This is a genomic window from Denitromonas ohlonensis, assembly GCF_007625205.1.
GTDB lineage: Bacteria > Pseudomonadota > Gammaproteobacteria > Burkholderiales > Rhodocyclaceae > Nitrogeniibacter > Nitrogeniibacter ohlonensis.
This window is the reverse complement of record NZ_VMNI01000011.1, coordinates 1-16,837: the sequence shown is the minus strand read 5'-3', so window position 1 is coordinate 16,837 and position 16,837 is coordinate 1. Positions and strand designations below refer to the sequence as shown.

13 protein-coding genes and 1 riboswitch are annotated in these 16,837 nt (G+C 64.3%); of the genes, 4 read left to right on the top strand and 9 right to left on the bottom strand.

Translation table 11 applies throughout. The annotated features are described in order from the left end of the window. Positions 1-10 precede the first annotated feature (10 nt). Both gmd and FHP89_RS12340 read right to left on the bottom strand, forming a co-directional pair. A complete protein-coding gene (gene gmd, locus FHP89_RS12345) occupies positions 11-1,138 on the bottom strand; it encodes a GDP-mannose 4,6-dehydratase (protein WP_144179629.1) in 1,128 nt (375 codons plus the stop codon). 35 nt (positions 1,139-1,173) lie between these two features. Beyond that, entirely contained in the window at positions 1,174-2,181 is a 1,008-nt protein-coding gene (locus FHP89_RS12340) for an NAD-dependent epimerase (RefSeq protein WP_144179630.1), read from the bottom strand. A 135-nt stretch (positions 2,182-2,316) separates the two neighbouring features. Here FHP89_RS12340 and waaA point away from each other — a divergent pair, with 135 nt between their 5' ends. Then, on the top strand, positions 2,317-3,582 hold the full coding sequence (waaA, locus tag FHP89_RS12335) for a lipid IV(A) 3-deoxy-D-manno-octulosonic acid transferase (protein WP_144179631.1): 1,266 nt from the start codon (positions 2,317-2,319) through the stop codon (positions 3,580-3,582). A 126-nt stretch (positions 3,583-3,708) separates the two neighbouring features. On the opposite strand, the gene FHP89_RS12330 is transcribed toward waaA, so the two are convergent. The 6 genes from FHP89_RS12330 to FHP89_RS12305 form a co-directional block, all read right to left on the bottom strand. Continuing rightward, entirely contained in the window at positions 3,709-5,016 is a 1,308-nt protein-coding gene (locus FHP89_RS12330; RefSeq protein WP_144179632.1) for a TolC family outer membrane protein, read from the bottom strand. 24 nt (positions 5,017-5,040) lie between these two features. Then, the gene (locus FHP89_RS12325; RefSeq protein ID WP_144179633.1) at positions 5,041-5,364 is read right to left on the bottom strand and encodes a rhodanese-like domain-containing protein; all 324 of its coding nucleotides are present in this window, start codon (positions 5,362-5,364) and stop codon (positions 5,041-5,043) included. A 9-nt stretch (positions 5,365-5,373) separates the two neighbouring features. Beyond that, entirely contained in the window at positions 5,374-6,027 is a 654-nt protein-coding gene (locus FHP89_RS12320) for a protein-L-isoaspartate O-methyltransferase family protein (RefSeq protein WP_144179634.1), read from the bottom strand. A gap of 109 nt (positions 6,028-6,136) precedes the next feature. Continuing rightward, positions 6,137-9,289 (bottom strand): efflux RND transporter permease subunit, encoded by a 3,153-nt coding sequence (locus FHP89_RS12315; RefSeq protein WP_144179635.1) that lies wholly within the window; start codon positions 9,287-9,289, stop codon positions 6,137-6,139. Beyond that, positions 9,286-10,380 carry an efflux RND transporter periplasmic adaptor subunit gene (locus FHP89_RS12310; RefSeq protein ID WP_144179636.1) on the bottom strand — a complete coding sequence of 365 codons (1,095 nt, stop codon included), beginning with the start codon at positions 10,378-10,380 and terminating at the stop codon, positions 9,286-9,288. Before FHP89_RS12310 ends, FHP89_RS12315 begins: the two co-directional genes overlap by 4 nt. After that, positions 10,380-11,033 (bottom strand): TetR/AcrR family transcriptional regulator, encoded by a 654-nt coding sequence (locus FHP89_RS12305; RefSeq protein ID WP_260851586.1) that lies wholly within the window; start codon positions 11,031-11,033, stop codon positions 10,380-10,382. Before FHP89_RS12305 ends, FHP89_RS12310 begins: the two co-directional genes overlap by 1 nt. Positions 11,034-11,522: 489 nt before the next feature. Here FHP89_RS12305 and FHP89_RS12300 point away from each other — a divergent pair, with 489 nt between their 5' ends. Further along, positions 11,523-12,926, top strand: coding sequence for an aminotransferase-like domain-containing protein (locus FHP89_RS12300; RefSeq protein ID WP_144179638.1), 1,404 nt, complete (start codon positions 11,523-11,525; stop codon positions 12,924-12,926). 285 nt (positions 12,927-13,211) lie between these two features. Here the strand turns inward: FHP89_RS12300 and FHP89_RS12295 are convergent, their stop codons facing one another. Next, positions 13,212-14,840 (bottom strand): carbonic anhydrase, encoded by a 1,629-nt coding sequence (locus FHP89_RS12295; RefSeq protein ID WP_144179639.1) that lies wholly within the window; start codon positions 14,838-14,840, stop codon positions 13,212-13,214. Positions 14,841-14,935: 95 nt separating this feature from the next. Between FHP89_RS12295 and thiD the strand changes: the two genes are divergently transcribed. Together thiD and FHP89_RS12285 are read left to right on the top strand one after the other, a co-directional pair. Further along, complete coding sequence (gene thiD / locus FHP89_RS12290) at positions 14,936-15,790, top strand: bifunctional hydroxymethylpyrimidine kinase/phosphomethylpyrimidine kinase (protein ID WP_144179640.1); 855 nt, start codon at positions 14,936-14,938, stop codon at positions 15,788-15,790. A gap of 103 nt (positions 15,791-15,893) precedes the next feature. Then, positions 15,894-15,987, top strand: a riboswitch (TPP riboswitch). Positions 15,988-16,042: 55 nt separating this feature from the next. After that, positions 16,043-16,837: phosphomethylpyrimidine synthase ThiC (locus tag FHP89_RS12285; RefSeq protein WP_186300407.1), on the top strand; the 795-nt coding region annotated here is incomplete at its 3' end.

The window sequence follows — 16,837 nt, the reverse complement described above, 5'->3', positions numbered from 1 at the left end:
CTTTTCAGCCTCACTCGTGATAGTCATACACTTGGAACCCGGCATTCTTGACCAGCGCATCCCGCTTGGCTGCCGTGTAGTCGCACAACACCATTTCCTTCACGAGTTCCGCGAGGCTGGTGGTGGGTGACCAGCCAAGGCGCTCTCGCGCCTTGCTCGGGTCACCGAGCAAGGTTTCGACCTCGGTAGGCCGATAGTATCGGGGATCAACCCTCACGATCACATCGCCGACCTTGCAATTGGGAGCATTGCCTGAAACCGACTCGACGACGCCAACCTCCTGCTCACCATCGCCATCGAAACGCACACCGATGCCCAGTTCGGCCGCAGCGAGTCGCACGAAGTCGCGCACGCTGTGCTGAACGCCTGTCGCAATGACGTAATCTTCCGCCACATTCTGCTGCAGCATCAGCCACTGCATCTCGACATAGTCTCGCGCATGCCCCCAGTCGCGTAGCGCGCTCATGTTGCCGAGGTAGAGGCAGTCTTGCAGGCCGAGGGCAATGCGCGAGATGGCGCGGGTGATCTTGCGGGTGACGAAGGTTTCGCCACGCACCGGAGATTCGTGGTTGAACAGGATGCCGTTGCAGGCGTACATGCCGTAGGCCTCACGGTAGTTGACCGTAATCCAGTAGGCGTAGAGCTTGGCCACTGCGTAGGGGCTGCGCGGGTAGAAGGGGGTGGTTTCCTTCTGCGGGATTTCCTGCACAAGTCCGTAGAGTTCGGAGGTGGACGCCTGATAGAAGCGTGTTTTCTTCTCGAGCCCGAGAATGCGGATGGCTTCGAGAATGCGCAGCGCGCCAATGCCGTCGGCGTTGGCGGTGTATTCAGGCTCTTCAAAGCTGACGGCCACGTGCGACTGGGCGGCGAGGTTGTAGATTTCGTCAGGCTGCACTTTCTGGATGACACGCACCAGGCTGGTGGAATCGGTCAGGTCGCCGTAGTGCAGGATGAAGTTGCGGTTGTCGACGTGCGGATCCTGGTACAGGTGGTCGATCCGGTCGGTGTTGAAGAGCGAGGTGCGCCGCTTGATGCCGTGCACTTCGTAGCCCTTCTTGAGCAGAAACTCCGCCAGATACGCGCCGTCCTGCCCGGTCACGCCGGTGATGAGTGCGACTTTGGGCTTGTGACTCGACATTCAATTTCCCCGACCGGCCATCCGGCCCTTTTTCATCAAACCGAAAAATACCCGCGATACCACGCAACAAACCGCGCCACACCATCCTTGACCGATGTATCCGGCTGAAAGCCCGTCCAGGCATTGAGCTCGGACGTATCGGCGTAGGTGGCCGGCACATCGCCGTCCTGCATCGGCAGGAAGTTCTTCTTGGCTTCCATGCCCAGCGCGGATTCGATGGCGCCGATGTAGTCCATCAGCTGAACCGGGCTGTGGTTGCCGATATTGAAGACGCGGAACGGGGCCTTGCTGCGGCCGGGGTTCGGCTGATCGGCGTTGAATTCGGGGTCGGACTCGGCGGTGTGGTCGAGCACGCGGATGACGCCTTCGACGATGTCGTCCACATAGGTGAAGTCGCGCTGCATCTTGCCGTGGTTGAACACGTCGATCGGGCGGCCTTCGAGGGTGGCTTTGGTGAACAGGAACAGTGCCATGTCCGGGCGCCCCCAGGGGCCATACACCGTAAAGAAGCGCAGGCCGGTGGTCGGCACGCCGAACAGGTGACTGTAGGTGTGCGCCATCAGCTCGTTGGCTTTCTTGGTGGCCGCGTACATGCTGATGGGGTGGTCCACCGAGTCGTGCTCGGAGAACGGCATTTTGGTGTTGCCGCCATACACGCTGGAGCTGCTGGCGTAGGCCAGGTGCTGCACCTTGTTGTGGCGGCAGCCTTCCAGGATGTTCATGAAACCGACGACGTTGCTGTCGATGTAGGCGTGCGGGTTTTCGATGGAGTAGCGCACGCCGGCCTGGGCGGCCAGGTGGATGACGCGGTCGAATTTTTCTTCGGCGAAGAGCTTTTCGATGCCTTCGCGATCAGCGACGTCCATCTTCACAAAGCGGAAGTTCGGGTGCGGTTCGATGCGCGCCAGACGGTCGCGCTTGAGCTGCGGGTCGTAGTAATCGTTGAGATTGTCCAAGCCAACAACTTCGTCGCCCCGCGCCAGCAAACGCTCTGAGGCGTGCATGCCGATAAAGCCGGCTGCGCCCGTTACCAATACCTTCATCGCCCACATCCCAGATCCGAAATTCAGGCCGGTATTGTCTCACAGCCTCGCGTCATGAGGCATCGCCCGGACGCATTTCGGCATCGGTGGCCGGCGCGTTGCATCGTATAATTTTTCGTTTGCCCGGCAACGCCCATGCCCCGCCTGCTCTACACCCTGCTGTGGATCATCGCCCTGCCCGCCGTGATGCTCCGGCTGCTGTGGCGCGGCCGCCTGCAACCGGGCTATCGATCGGGCATCGCGGAGCGCTTTGGTCGCTATACCCAAACCGCCGAAGGGCCGATTCTGTGGGTGCATGCCGTGTCGGTGGGCGAAACCCGCGCCGCGCAACCGCTGATCGACGCACTCGCCGAGCGCTTTCCGGCGCACCGTTTTGTCCTCACCCACATGACGCCCACCGGACGAGAAACCGCGCAAGCCGTGTTCAGCCGTTATGGCGATCGCCTGCTGTCGGTGTATCTGCCCTATGACCTGCCCTGGCTGCAGCGTCGCTTTCTGCGCCACTTTCAGCCGCAGCTCGGCATCGTCATGGAAACCGAGGTGTGGCCCAATCTGATGGCGGCCTGCGCGTCACTCGACGTGCCCTGCGCGCTGGTCAATGCCCGCCTCTCGGCCCGGTCAGAACGGCGCTACCTGCAGCTGATCACGCTGGCGCGCGAAACCTTCTCCCGATTTTCGATCATTGCCGCGCAAAGCGAAGCCGACGGCGCCCGCCTGAAATCGATCGGCGCCACACACCCCATCGTCACCGGCAACATCAAGTTCGACATGACACTGCCAGCGGCGGCGCTGGCGTTGGGCGCGTCTTGGCGCGAGACGATGGGCGCGCGGCCGGTCATCCTGGCCGCCAGCACACGCGAGGGGGAAGAGGCGCTGATTCTCGACGCCTTCAACACCCATCCGGATCGCGACACCGCCCTGCTGGTCATCGTGCCGCGCCATCCGCAGCGCTTTGACGCCGTCGCCACCCAGGCGCGCGCGCTTGGGCTAAGCGTGGCGAAACGCAGCGAGACTGCACCGGCCACGCCGGATACCCAAGTCTGGCTGGGCGATTCAATGGGGGAAATGGCGGCCTATTACACCCTGGCCGATGTGGTGCTGATGGGCGGCACCTGGCTGCCCTTTGGTGGGCAGAACCTGATTGAATGCTGCGCTACCGGCCGGGCCGTGCTGCTCGGGCCGCACACCTACAACTTCAGCGACGCCAGCGACGCCGCGCTGGACGCCGGAGCGGGTCTGCGTTTCGGCACCGTGCCCGACGCCATGCGCGAGGCCTTCGAGTTGGTCGGCGACACGCTGCGGCGCAAGGCCATGGGCGAGGCCGGAAGCCGGTTTGCCCGGCAACACGGCGGCGCGACGGCGCGCACCGTTGCCCTGCTCACGCCGCTGCTAGACGACTGAGCCGGCGAACGCTAGTGCAGTGCTTGCGAACTCTCGATACCGCGTAGGGTCGGCTTTAGCCGACCATGGCGGGTTGAAGCCCGCCCTACAGGGGCGCGACAATTGCAAAGCAGACCACTAACAGCTTCAAGGGGCCGAGGTCAGCAGCGTATTCAGGCGCGCCACTTCTTCTTCACCCAAGGTGCCGGCCGCAGCCGACAGACGCAACTGGGCGATCAGCGTGTCGTAGCGCGCCTTGGCCAGCTGCTGCTGAGTGTCGGCCAACTGGCTTTGCGCGTTCAACACATCGATGTTGATCCGCACGCCCACTTCATAGCCCAGTCGGTTGGCCTCCAGCGCCGAACGGGATGACACTTCCGCCGCCTCCAGCGCCTTCACCTGCGCCAGACCACTGGTCACGCCAAGATAGGCCTGGCGGGCCGCCAGTGCCGCGCTGCGGCGCGCATCATCCAGATCGGCTTCGGACTTGGTCAGCAGTGCCGCCGCCTCACGGGTGCGCGATGACACGCCGCCGCCCTGATAGATCGGCACGTTCAACTCCAGGCCAATCGTACGAATGGTGTTTTCGCTGCGGCCACTCCCGAAGCTGCTGCCGCCGGAATCGGACTGGTTGTAGCGCGCAACTACATCCAGCGTCGGCAGGTGGCCAGAAGCATTGCGCGTCACTTCGCGATCGGCGATACGGGTGGCGATCTGCTGAATCTGTACGCTGTAACTGTCCTGCTCGGCGGCACTCACCCACTGACGCATGTCGTCCGGCTGCGGCCGACCGAGCTCGGCGCCCGCGCGCAAACCCGCCACGCCTTCCGGTTCTTTGCCGACAATCTGGGCCAGACTCTGGCGCGCCACTTCAAGCGCGTTCTCGGCCGCAATCAAACGTGCCGAGGCGAGGTCAAACCGCGACTGCGCTTCGTGCACATCAGTCACGGTCACCGTGCCCACTTCGAAACTCTTCTTGGCCAGCTCAAGTTGCTGCGTGGCCGCCGTGCGCAAGGCGCGCAGCGCCTCCGCCGCGTCCTGCGCGTTGAGCACCGCAAAATAGGCTTCCGACACCCGCAGGATCAGATCCTGGCGCGCCAGCTCAAACTGCGTATCCGACAGCGTCGTCTGCAGTTTTCCCTGCTCGTATTGCGTCCAGGCCGCACGATTGAACAGCGGCTGACGCAATTCAGCACCATAGCTATTGCTGTTGAAGCTGCGATCGACGCCGGTGTAAGTGTTGTCGTTCCAGGTCGTGCTGGCCGACATGCCAATCCCAGGCAACACGCCCGCACGCCCCTGTACGGTTTTCTCCAGCCCCGCCTCGCGTTGCGCTTTGGCGGCGGCGAAACGAGCATCGTATTCCAGCGCGTCGCGATACACCGACATCAGATCCGCGCCCCAGGCCGAGGCAGATGCGAGACTGACCAACAGAACACTCAGGGTGCGCTTCATGCAATTCTCCGTGATGAGGCTTGTTCAGTACTGAGGCATGGCCGGATCGATCTGCGCCGCCCAGCCAGCAACCCCGCCAGCCAGGTTGATGACCTGACCAAAGCCGCGTTGCGCCAGAAACATGGCCACCTGCATGCTGCGGCCGCCGTGATGACAGATCACCACGATGTCAGCGGTGGCGTCGAGCTCGTCGATACGGGCCGGCACGGACGACATCGGCATCAGCTGCGAACCCGCCAGATGACACAGCTCAAACTCCCAGGGCTCGCGCACGTCCAGCAACACCGGCGCCACTCGCGCCGGATCGTCGAGCCAGTCCTTGAGTTCGGTCGGGAGCATCTGGCGCATGGCGTGTCCTCAGAAGCGGAAGGCATCGGCCCGGCGCGCATTGCGCAACGCGGGCACCACGTTTTCAAACACATCGACCGTCTCGTACTGACCTTCGCCAATACAGGTCACCAGGCGGCCAACCATCATCTGTCCCTCACCAATGAAGGCAAACAGGCGACCACCGACTTTCAATTGCGATTTGAGCGCGGCGGGCATTTCCGGCATGGCACCTGACACCACGATCACATCGTAGGGCGCACGTGCGGGCCAGCCTTCGGCGCCGTCACCTTCTTCAACCACCGCGTTCTCAACGCCAGCGGCCTTGAGATTGGCCGCGGCCAGCGCGGCGAGTTCGGGTTCGATCTCGATGCTGCGCACCCAGTCGGCACGCGACGCCAGCAAGGCGGCGAAGTAGCCCGAGCCGGCGCCGATTTCCAGCACATTGTCTGTCGGCTTCAGCGAAAGCGCCTGAAGCACCTTGCCTTCGATGACCGGCGACAACATGGCCTGACCGCAACCGATGGGGATCAGCGCCTCGGAAAACGCCAAGGCCTTGTGCGAGGCAGGCACGAACTCCTCGCGCTTGACGGTCATCATCGATTCAAGCACGTCCTGATCCAGCACGTCCCATGGACGTACCTGCTGCTCAACCATATTGAAGCGCGCGCGTTCAAAATCCATCATCGGCTCCCTGTGCGTATATTAGCACATACTAATTTATGAGATAGGCGCAAACGCTGGCATTTTAGCGCAGTTGCTGCGCTGCCGCGCGGCTTCAGCTGGGCAAACTTCATGCGGCCGGCTCCGGCTTGACGCGGTACCACGCGGCATACAGCGCAGGCAGGAAGATCAGCGTCAGCGCGGTCGCCACGGTCAGCCCGCCCATGATCGCCACCGCCATCGGGCCAAAGAAGGCGCTGCGGGTGAGCGGAATCATGGCCAGAATGGCCGCCGCGGCGGTCAGCATGATCGGTCGGAAGCGGCGCACGGTGGATTCAACGATGGCATCCCAGGGCGTGCGCCCCTCCTCCATGTCCTGACGAATCTGATCCACCAGAATCACCGAGTTGCGCATGATCATGCCCGACAGCGCGATGGTGCCGAGCATGGCCACGAAGCCGAAGGGCTTGTTGAACAGCAATAGCGACGCGGTCACACCGATCAGGCCCAGCGGCGCGGTCAGCAGCACCATCGCCACCCGCGAGAAGCTCTGCAGCTGAATCATCAGCACGGTGATCACCACCACCAGAAACAGCGGCATGCCGGCGGCCACCGAGGCGCCGCCCTTGGCGCTTTCCTCGACTGCGCCGCCCACCGCAATCCGGTAGCCCAGCGGCAGCGTGGCTTCAATCTCGGCCATCGCGGGCGCCAGGGCCGCCACAAGCTGCGCCGGCTGACGCGTACCATACAAGGTCGAGCGCACGGTCACGGTCGGCACCCGGTCGCGACGCCAGATCACGCCATCTTCAAATCCGTACTCCGGCGTCACCACCTGCGCCAAGGGCACCGAGCGCCCGCCGGTCACGGGAATGGCCAGATCGGGCAGCGACGACAGATGCGTGCGCTCCGCCGCTGCACCACGCAAGCGCACCTGGATGGTTTCGGTCGCCTCGCGGTACTCGGTGACGGTCATGCCATGCAGCGAGGTGCTCAGAAAACTGGCGATCTGCGCCGACGACAGGCCCAGCAGGCGCGCCTTATCCTGATCAATGCGCAGACGCACGACCTTGGACGGCGCCTCCCAGTCCAGATGCACATTCGACAAGGCGCTTTGCTCACGCAGGCGATCGGCCACCTGATGGCTGATCTCACGCAGCTTGGCAAAGTCCGGCCCGCTCACCCGGTATTGCACCGGGAAGCCCACGGGCGGACCGTTCTCCAGTCGTTTGACCACCGCCACCATGCCCGAGGGGTCCTTGGCAAAATGGTCGATCAACTGGCTGCGCAGCGCCTCTCGCGCCTCCGGCCCGGTCGTCAGAATCACGAATTGCGCGAAGTTGGTCTGGGCGAGCTTCTGGTCCAGCGGCAGGTAAAAGCGCGGGCTGCCGGCGCCCACGTAGGCGACATAGTTTTCGATGCCGTCGGACGTGTCGAGCAGGGCTTCGAGATCGCGCACCACGGCATCCGTCGCCGTATGCGACACGCCCTCGCGCAACTCCAGATCGACCAGCAGCTCGGGCCGCGTGGAGTCGGGGAAGAATTGCTGTGGCACATGGCGGAACACGCCGATTGAGCCGACAAAGATCACCAAGGTGGCAATGATCACCCACCAGCGGCGGCGCACGCAGGCGTCCACCAGCTTGCGAAATCGGTTGTAGAAGGCGGTGTGGTAGATCGCGTACTCGTCATGATGCGCCGGCGCAGCGGTCGCTCGCGCTGCCAACCGGCGCCCGGCTGCCGGCCACACACGGCCAATGGCACGCGCGAAGCGCCCTTCCTTCGCCTGCTTTTTCTTCGAAAAATCGGGCAGCAGATGAAAGCCCAGATACGGCACGAACACCACCGCCGCCACCCAAGAAATCAGCAGTGCGATCACCGTCACCTGAAAGATCGAGCGGGTGTACTCGCCCGTACTCGACGCGGCCGTGGCGATCGGCAAAAAGCCGGCCGCCGTCACCAGCGTGCCCGACAGCATCGGCTTGGCCGTAGACGTATAGGCATAGCTCGCCGCGCGCACCCGATCCCAGCCCTGCTCCATCTTAGTCGCCATCATTTCGACCGCGATGATCGCGTCGTCCACCAGCAAACCAAGCGACAGGATTAGCGCGCCGAGCGAAATCTTGTGCAGCCCGATATCAAACTCGCGCATGCACAAAAAGGTGATCGCCAGCACCACGGGGATGGTCACCACCACCACGATGCCGGTGCGCAGCCCGAGGCTGACCAGACTCACCACCAGCACAATGATCACCGCCTCGGCCAGCGCCTTGACGAACTCATTGACCGAGCGCTGCACCGCGCGCGGCTGGTCAGCCACCCGCGCCAGCTCGACGCCCACCGGCAGTTGCGACTCGATCCGCGCCACCGCCTCATCCAGATGCCGGCCCAGCGCGATGATGTCGCCGCCTGCGCGCATCGACACCCCGATACCGAAGGCCTGCTTGCCCATGAAGCGCATGCGGTCGCCCGGCGGATCCTGAAATCCACGACTCACCTCGGCCACGTCGCCAAGGCGGAAGCTCCGCCCCCCGGCGCGAATCAGCGTCGCGCGGATTGCGTCCAGATCGGCGTAGTCGCCGTCAGGGCGCAAATAGATGCGCTCCTCATCCGTCTCGAAAAAGCCAGCGCTGGTTTTGGCGTTTTGCTGCGCCAGCGCACCGGTCACATCGTTCAAGCTCAGCCCGAAAGTCGCCAGCTTGGTGTTCGACAATTCGATGAACACCCGCTCCGACTGCTCGCCGATGAAGCTCACCTTGGCCACATCGGGCACCTGCAACAACTCCGCCCGCACGGCTTCCGCATAGCGCTTGAGTTCGCCGTAGCCGAGGCCCTCGCCATGCAGCGCGAACACATTGCCAAAGGTGTCGCCAAACTCATCATTGAAACTCGGTCCGATCACGCCACTCGGCAGCGTGTGGCGCATATCACCGATTTTCTTGCGCACCTGATACCAGATGCCGTCCATCTCATCCGGCGGCGTCGAATCCTGGGCGGCGAAGAAAATCAGCGCCTCACCCGGCTTGGAGTAGCTGCGGATGTAGTGCACCTGGGTGACTTCCTGCAGCTTCTTCTCGATGCGGTCGGTCACCTGCTCGGCCATTTCCGCCGCCGTTGCGCCCGGCCATTCGGCGCGCACCACCATCACCTTGAAAGTAAACGGCGGATCCTCTGATTGGCCCAGACCTTTGTAGGCCAGCAAACCAATCAGGGTCAGCATCAACATGAAATAGAGCACCATCGTCTGATGGCGCAGGCCCCATTCGGAGAGATTGAAGTGCCTCATCGCTTGGCATCCAGCGTCACGGCGTCGGTCACCGCTTTGGATTTGACGGTCTGCCCCGGACGCAGCAGATGCACCCCGGCCACCACCACCTGCGCACCCGGCGCCACGCCAGCGGCCACATGCGCGCCGCGTTCATCGAAACGCGTCACGGTCACGGGCACGGGCGACACGGACTCGGTCGCCACATCAAACACCCACACCACCGGCTGGCCCTCACGCTCGCCCACTGCCCGCAACGGCAGCACCACGCCCGGCGCCGCGTCGCCGGCCAGCGCTACGGTGGCCGTCGCGCCCAGCGGCAGATTCGCCGCCTCGGCCTTGACCTCGACCTTGACCATATACGTCCGCGTCTGCGGGTCCGCCGCCGGTGACACCTCGCGCACCACGGCCGGCAGCGCGGTCTTCTGATCGGCCCACAGCGCGACCCGTGCCGGCGTGCCCACCGGCATCTGCGCCACATGGCCCTCCGGCACCGCGATCTTCACTTCGCGCGCGCCATCCTGCGCCAGCGTCAGCACCGGCTGACCGGCCGCCAGCACCTGGCCGAGTTCGCCACGCACTGCGGTCACCACGCCGTCTACATCCGCCACCAGGGTGGTGTACTCATTTTGATTTGCCGCCAGCACCGCCTGCGCACTGGCCTGTTTCACCCGTGCCGCAGCCGCCGCCTGAGTGGTTCGCCGGGTATCGACGGCCGAGTCACTCACAAAATTCTGTGCGCGCAAGGCCTTCACCCGTGCCAGTTCCGCCTGAGCAAGCGACAGCTCCGACTGCGCCGCCGCGAGCTGCGCCTGTGCAGCACTGGCACCGAGGCGCGTGTCTTCGGCATCCAGCCGGGCCAGGACCTGTCCTTTCTTAACAACGCTGCCCACATCCACCGCGCGGGCAATCAGCTTGCCGCCCACCCGAAAGCCCAGGTCGGTCGCATGGCGTGGCACGATTTCACCGGTAAAATATCGCCCGGCCTGCACCGCCTCGGGCGCCACCGTCTGAACAAGCACCGTGGCCGGGGGCAGCGGCTCGGACTCGGGAGCAGAGCATCCGGCCAGCGCCACGCCGACCAACAAGGAAACCACCACAGCACGCTGCATTACTTGCCCCCTTCCGGCGTCACGGCCAGACCTTTCAATACCAGATCAAAAAAACTCTCGAGATAGGCTGCCGGATCCATATCCGGCACCTGACAGCACACCGCAAACGAGTGCCGCCACAGCGCCAGATGCAGCAGCGGCGCCATCAATATGTGAGTCACCAACTCGCTGTTGGTCTGACGGAACACGCCCTTGGCCACCCCGCGATCGAGCACTTCGCGCATCAACGCCTTGCCCGGCTGGATGACTTCGCGCACGTAGTACTGCGCAACTTCGGGAAAATTTTGCGCCTCCGAGGTCATCAACTTCGGCACGCCACCGAGTTCGGTGTCGCCAAACAAGGCCCACCAGCCAAACAGGTATTCACGCAGCATGCGCACCGGGTCGTCGGCATGCGCCACCAGCAACTTGCGACCCTCTTCAATGATCGGCACGATGCCCTCACGAATCACCGCCAGAAACAAGGCCTCCTTGCTGTCGAAGTACAGATACAGCGTGCCCTTCGACACCCCCGCCCTCGCCGCCACCTCATCCAGACGCGTAGCGGAAAAGCCCTTTTCGACAAACAGCGACAAGGCCGCCGCCGTCAATTCCTGCGGACGCGCCTCCTTGCGACGGCGCACCGGCGCTTTCTTCTCTACGTGATCGGTCAAAACCCAGTCCTCTGTGCCATCCCGGCGGTTCGGCGCGTCAGCGCCGCGCCCCGTGTCGGATTCAGAAACCCATGCGTGGGCGAAAAACATTTCAGCGCCACGGTTAATAACTGACTGGTCAGTAATTTACAAAAACACCCTTCGCCTGGCAAGAGAAAAGCGCGCGCGCCGACCAACGGCCTCGGCATCAAGCCGATCCGCGACAGCCCACCCACCGACCCGTGGCATGTCTCGTCGGCCGCAGTTTGGCAAACGGGCTGCCGCCTCCGCTGCACCCTTTTCTCTGGCCGGCCATGCAAGCCCCGCAGCCTGGTCAAGCCGCGCTGGCGAACGCCGCCGGGGCGACAGCTCGGCACAACAGGCATGACAATTACAGACACTTCAGCAATACTTCATGGACACTCGATCAAACCCGGGCCGAGACCCACCCGGATTCAGGCATTCAAGCGCCCGTCGCCGCAATGCGCGCCCCGCCCCAGGAGAACCCCGATGCTTCAGCTCAGTATCGACCCCGACCAATCCACGCCACTGGTCGAGCAGATCGTTGACGCGATCCGCCACCAGGTGGACGACCGCATCCTGCGCCCCGGCATGCGCCTGCCGCCGATTCGCCGCCTGGCCCAGATGCAGCAGGTCAGCCGCTTCACGGTGGTCGAGGCTTACGACCGACTGGTCGCCATGGGCTATCTGCATTCGCGTCGCGGCTCGGGTTTCTATGTCGCGCCACGCGCCGCCGCGCCCAGCGAAAAGCGCCCGGTCGTCCCAGACCGCGCGGTCGACGTGGCCTGGCTGATGCGTCGGGCGCTTGATGACTCACCCGACATCCTCAAGGCCAGCGCGGGCTGGCTACCCTCGATCTGGCTCGACCAGGAAGGCCTGCGCCGCCACCTGCGTGCGCTGGGGCGCCGTGCGGATGCGCGCGTCACGGGTTACGGCACGGCGCAGGGCTATTTGCCGCTGCGCCAGCAGTTACAGATCCGGCTGGCCGAATTCGGCATCGGCGCACCGCCCGAACAGATCGTGCTGACGCATGGCGCCACGCAGGCACTCGACACCGTCGCGCGGCACCTGATCAAGCCCGGCGACACGGTGTTTGTGGACGACCCGGGCTACTTCAATTTCTTCGGCAATCTGCGCCTGCTTGGCGCCAAGCTGGTGGGCGTGCCGCGCAACGCCGACGGCCCCGACACCGAGGCGCTTGAAGCGCTGCTGGTCGATCACAAGCCGCGGGTGTTCTTCACCCACTCCGTGCTGCACAACCCGACCGGTGCCAACCTGTCGCCACCGAATGCCTTCCGCGTGCTGCAGCTGGCGGCCAAGCACGATTTTCTGGTCATCGAGGACGATACCTACGCCGACCTGCACCCACGCGCGACGACCCGTCTGGCCAATCTCGACCAGCTCGACCGGGTGATCTACGTGGGCAGCTTCAGCAAGACGCTGTCGGGCAGTTTGCGGGTCGGCTTCATTGCCGCCCGGCCCGACCTGGCAGCCGAGTTCACCGATGTGAAGACGCTCACCTGCGTGAGCAGCTCCGAATTCAACGAGCAACTGGTCTACCAGATGCTCACCGACGGCCACTACCGCAAGTATGTCGAGCGCCTTCAGGGGCGCATCCAGCAGGCCACGTCACGGACGCTGCGCATGCTCGATCGGCTGGACATGGCGGTGTATCACGAGCCGCGCGGCGGCATCTTCGTGTGGGCGCGCCAGCCGGCGCTCGAAGACACGGCGCCGCTGGCCACCCGTGCCGCGAACGTCGGCATCATGCTGGCGCCGGGCAAGGTGTTTCGGCCGCAGATGCAGGCGAGCCCATGGATACGCTTCAATGTGGCGTTTTCAGACGACCCGCGGCTGGAGCGGTTTCTGGGAGAGCAGTTTTCGGCGATTTAGCGCCGTCGCGGCCGCCTCCGACCTCGCTTCAAATCGGCGCACTCACCCCGTAGGGTGGTCAGCTTTGCTGCCCACCACGCAGCGTCTGTCGTGATTCTCGATGGTGGGCAGCGAAGCTGACCACCCTACGACACCCCGGCTTTGAGGCGTTTGGAGCGAGAGGCCTGCCAAGCGAGGTTTGTCTTGATTCACGATGGTGGGCGGCGAGTTGCCCACCCGACAACCGACGACGTTACGCGACAGCCTGTTGTGAGGGCGACGGCAAAGCCGCCCCCCCCCCTCCGATTACCGCGAGCCCTTGATCAGGCGATCGTTGGCGGCTTGCACCGGCCGCGCGTTCATCGGGTACAGGCGCTGGAAGATCGCGATCTGTTCGGACGACAGCTTGATCGGCTCTTTCATCACCATCCACAGCACATCCTCCGAGCACGGCGGCGTGGTCAGCGACCCCATGTAGGTGTAGTACTCGGGCGCTTGCGGCAGCAGTTCGGCGGCATTGACGGACACCGCCGGCGCATAGTCGTGGTGCTTCTCCAGCGGCAGGTTGTTCCAGAGCGTCTGCACCAGCGGGTGCGATTCACCGCGCTCGATCAGCACCGCCACCACGGCCAGGCGGCCATCCAGATCCTTGTGCACCAGATGCGCCACCATATCGAAGCCGCGGCCGTTGATGCGCTCTTCGGACGGCCGATGGAAGTGAAACTGGACCAGATCGAAGGTCCGCCCCATCACCGACATGGTGTTGCCCGGCCCAACACTGACCTGCACCGTATGCCCGTTGTTGAGGATGCGGAAGTAAGTCGGCACGTAGTCGAACTTGATCGGCTCGAGATCGACCCGGATGCCATCGCGGATATCGATCGGCGATTGCCGCTTGCCGGTGTCGCAGGTCTTCCACGCCGGATTGAGCTGCCCCCAACGGGCCGGACCGCCCACCCCTTCGTAATCCCAGTGAATCGATTTGTGAACATCCACCGTGCTCGGTTCATGCTTTTCTTCAAGCATGGCGACCTTGATCGCGGCCGGCTTGGGCCGCGGCGCGCGCACCACTCTCGGTGCGGGTTTTGGCGCCGCGCGCATCACCGGCGGCGCTGGCTTCACCACGGGTGCCGCAACCACCACCGGCGCAGGCTTGGGTGCCGGCGTGGGTGCGGCCACCACTTCAGGCATCGCCGGCTTGGCCTCTGGCGACTCGGCCACGGGTGCGGCCGGCGTTTTGGGACCAAAACTGGGAATGGGGGGAAGCAGGGACTGGCCCTTGCCGAGCGTTTGCACTTCCACTTGGTCGGCCGGCAGTGCGGTTGTCTGCGGGGCTTTGGCCGCCGGCGCCGCGTGCTCGACGGCAGGGGCCGGAGTCTGAGGCGCGGCGGCATGCGAATCTGCCACCTGCGTCTTGGTCGGCTGCTGATCGGCCGCGCGCGTCTGATCGGCGTGCCGCACGGACGCCGCTTCCGGGGCGTTCTTTTCTGGCCTTGTCTTTTGTGCGGCCTTGCTCGCCGCCTCGGCCAGCGAGGCTACGTCCATCGCGGCGGGTGGTTTGCACACTTCTCGCCACAGGCCTTCATCCACGCTGCGCGGATTGACCTCAATGACGCGCTCTTCGGTCACCCGCTCTTCACGGATCACATGGTTGGCGGCATCCAGATAAACCCGCTTGATGGTCGAAAAATTGCGGCGCTTGCAGTCGTAGCGGTTCAGCGCCTTGACCGTCGCATAACCCGCCTCATCAGCATCCTGGGCGGACAGCACGATGCGCCCCCACGCCACCTTGGTGCCGGGGTCCGACTGCAGCACGCTGTCGCGGTCAATCTCGATCCGCCGCGTCTTGTCCTTGACGATCATCGCCCAATCGGCGGCGGCGGCCGGCAATGCAACTGCCAGCGCCATCACGGTAAAGAGGATGCGATGCTTCATGACCTGATCTCCGAACAACTCGCCCTTGCATAAAGGGGATAATCCGGTTTTCGGCAAATGCGCCGAATTCTTGAACCCGTGACCGAGGACACCGCATGACATCGCGTATCCCCAATGTAGTGAGCATCGCCGGCATCGACCCCTCGGGCGGCGCCGGTGTCTTCGCCGATCTGAAAACCTTCTCGGCGCTTGGCGCCTACGGCTGCGGCGTGGTGGCCGCGCTCACCGCGCAAAACACCACCGCCGTCACCGGCATCCACACCCCACCAACCGACTTCCTCAAACTGCAGATCGACACGCTGTTCGACGATGTGGCGATTCACGCCGTCAAGATCGGCATGCTCGGCACCGCAGGCATCGTGCGCACCGTGGCCGAAGGCCTCGCGCGCTACCAGCCCGACAACGTCGTGCTCGACCCGGTGATGGTCGCCAAGAGCGGCGACCACCTGCTCGCCCGCGAGGCCGTGTCCATGCTCAAGGAGGCCTTGCTGCCGCAAGTGTTCATGCTCACCCCCAACCTGCCCGAAGCCGGCGTGCTGCTCGATGCCCGCGCGCCCGAGTCGGTCAAGGAAATGACCCGCGCCGCCGAGCGCCTGCGCGAGATGCTGCCGCACAGCGGCGAGCGCTGGGTGCTGCTCAAGGGCGGCCACCTGCCCGGCAACGAACTGGTCGACCTGCTCTTCAATGGTGACCGCATGGTCAAACTGCCCACGCCGCGCATCGACACCCCCAACACCCACGGCACCGGCTGCACCCTCTCATCTGCCATCGCCGCTCTGCTGCCGCAGCGCACGCGAGAGTTCCGCCCGGTCGACGCAGCGGTGCTTGACGCCCGCCGCTACCTGCTCGGCGCCATCGCCCAGTCCGGCCAACTCGGCGTCGGCAAAGGCCATGGGCCAGTGCATCACTTTCATGCCTTGTGGCAGCACGGCACGCCGCACCAGAGCTAGCGATTGACAGGCGCGCGAATCGTTCGCGCCCGCACGCCCGACATGAAAGCCAAGGATGCCCTGAGCCACAGTTGCCGGACACGCACTTTTCCTTTACCTTGGCGGGGTTCGTTGGGGGTGCCGCGATACGTGGCTGAGAGAGTCCCTTGGAACCTGATCCGGGTCATGCCGGCGAAGGGAAACGACGTGCCGGCCGCCCTGCCGGCGCCCGTTCCGACTCTCCCCCAGCGCCTCAACCCGGAGAGCCTCAGAATGAATGCCAACGAAAAATTTCTCGCCTCAAGCGCCCACGTGGACGAAGCGGCGATTGCCCCGCTGCCCAACTCGCGCAAGATCTATGTCGAAGGCTCGCGTCCCGACATCCGCGTGCCGATGCGCGAGATCTCGCAAGACGACACGCCGCTGATGTTTGCCGCGCCCGGCACCGCCTCCGACGCGCCGGCCGAGCCGAATCCGCCGATCTTTGTGTATGACTGTTCGGGCCCTTACTCTGACCCGGCGGCAAAGATCGACATCCGCTCGGGCCTGCCGGCGGTGCGCCAGGGCTGGATCGAGGAGCGGGACGACACCGAGGTGCTCTCTGACCTCTCCTCCGAGTTCGGTCGGGTGCGTGCGGCCGACGCCAAGCTCGACGAGCTGCGCTTTCCCGGTCTGCATCGCAAGCCGCGTCGTGCCAAAGCCGGTGCCAACGTCACGCAGATGCACTACGCGCGTCGCGGCATCATCACGCCGGAGATGGAATACATCGCGATCCGCGAGAACATGAATCGCGCCGCCTATGTCGAGTCGCTGAAGAACTCGGGCCCGACCGGCGAGAAAATGGCCGCGCTGCTGACCCGTCAGCATCCGGGCCAGAATTTCGGGGCGTCGATCCCCGAGACGATCACCCCGGAATTCGTGCGCGATGAAGTGGCGCGTGGCCGGGCGATCATCCCGAACAACATCAACCACCCCGAGTCCGAGCCGATGATCATCGGCCGTAACTTCCTGGTGAAGATCAACGCCAACATCGGCAACTCGGCGCTCGGCTCGTCCATCTCGGAAGAG

Excerpts from the sequence above, each read along its gene's own strand:
- FHP89_RS12295 (WP_144179639.1), bottom strand. The coding sequence starts at position 14,840 with ATGAAGCATCGCATCCTCTTTACCGTGATGGCGCTGGCAGTTGCATTG.
- FHP89_RS12340 (WP_144179630.1), bottom strand. The coding sequence starts at position 2,181 with ATGAAGGTATTGGTAACGGGCGCAGCCGGCTTTATCGGCATGCACGCC.
- gmd (WP_144179629.1), bottom strand. The coding sequence starts at position 1,138 with ATGTCGAGTCACAAGCCCAAAGTCGCACTCATCACCGGCGTGACCGGG.
- FHP89_RS12310 (WP_144179636.1), bottom strand. The coding sequence starts at position 10,380 with ATGCAGCGTGCTGTGGTGGTTTCCTTGTTGGTCGGCGTGGCGCTGGCC.
- thiD (WP_144179640.1), top strand. The coding sequence starts at position 14,936 with ATGACATCGCGTATCCCCAATGTAGTGAGCATCGCCGGCATCGACCCC.
- FHP89_RS12330 (WP_144179632.1), bottom strand. The coding sequence starts at position 5,016 with ATGAAGCGCACCCTGAGTGTTCTGTTGGTCAGTCTCGCATCTGCCTCG.
- FHP89_RS12325 (WP_144179633.1), bottom strand. The coding sequence starts at position 5,364 with ATGCGCCAGATGCTCCCGACCGAACTCAAGGACTGGCTCGACGATCCG.
- FHP89_RS12300 (WP_144179638.1), top strand. The coding sequence starts at position 11,523 with ATGCTTCAGCTCAGTATCGACCCCGACCAATCCACGCCACTGGTCGAG.
- waaA (WP_144179631.1), top strand. The coding sequence starts at position 2,317 with ATGCCCCGCCTGCTCTACACCCTGCTGTGGATCATCGCCCTGCCCGCC.
- FHP89_RS12320 (WP_144179634.1), bottom strand. The coding sequence starts at position 6,027 with ATGGATTTTGAACGCGCGCGCTTCAATATGGTTGAGCAGCAGGTACGT.
- FHP89_RS12315 (WP_144179635.1), bottom strand. The coding sequence starts at position 9,289 with ATGAGGCACTTCAATCTCTCCGAATGGGGCCTGCGCCATCAGACGATG.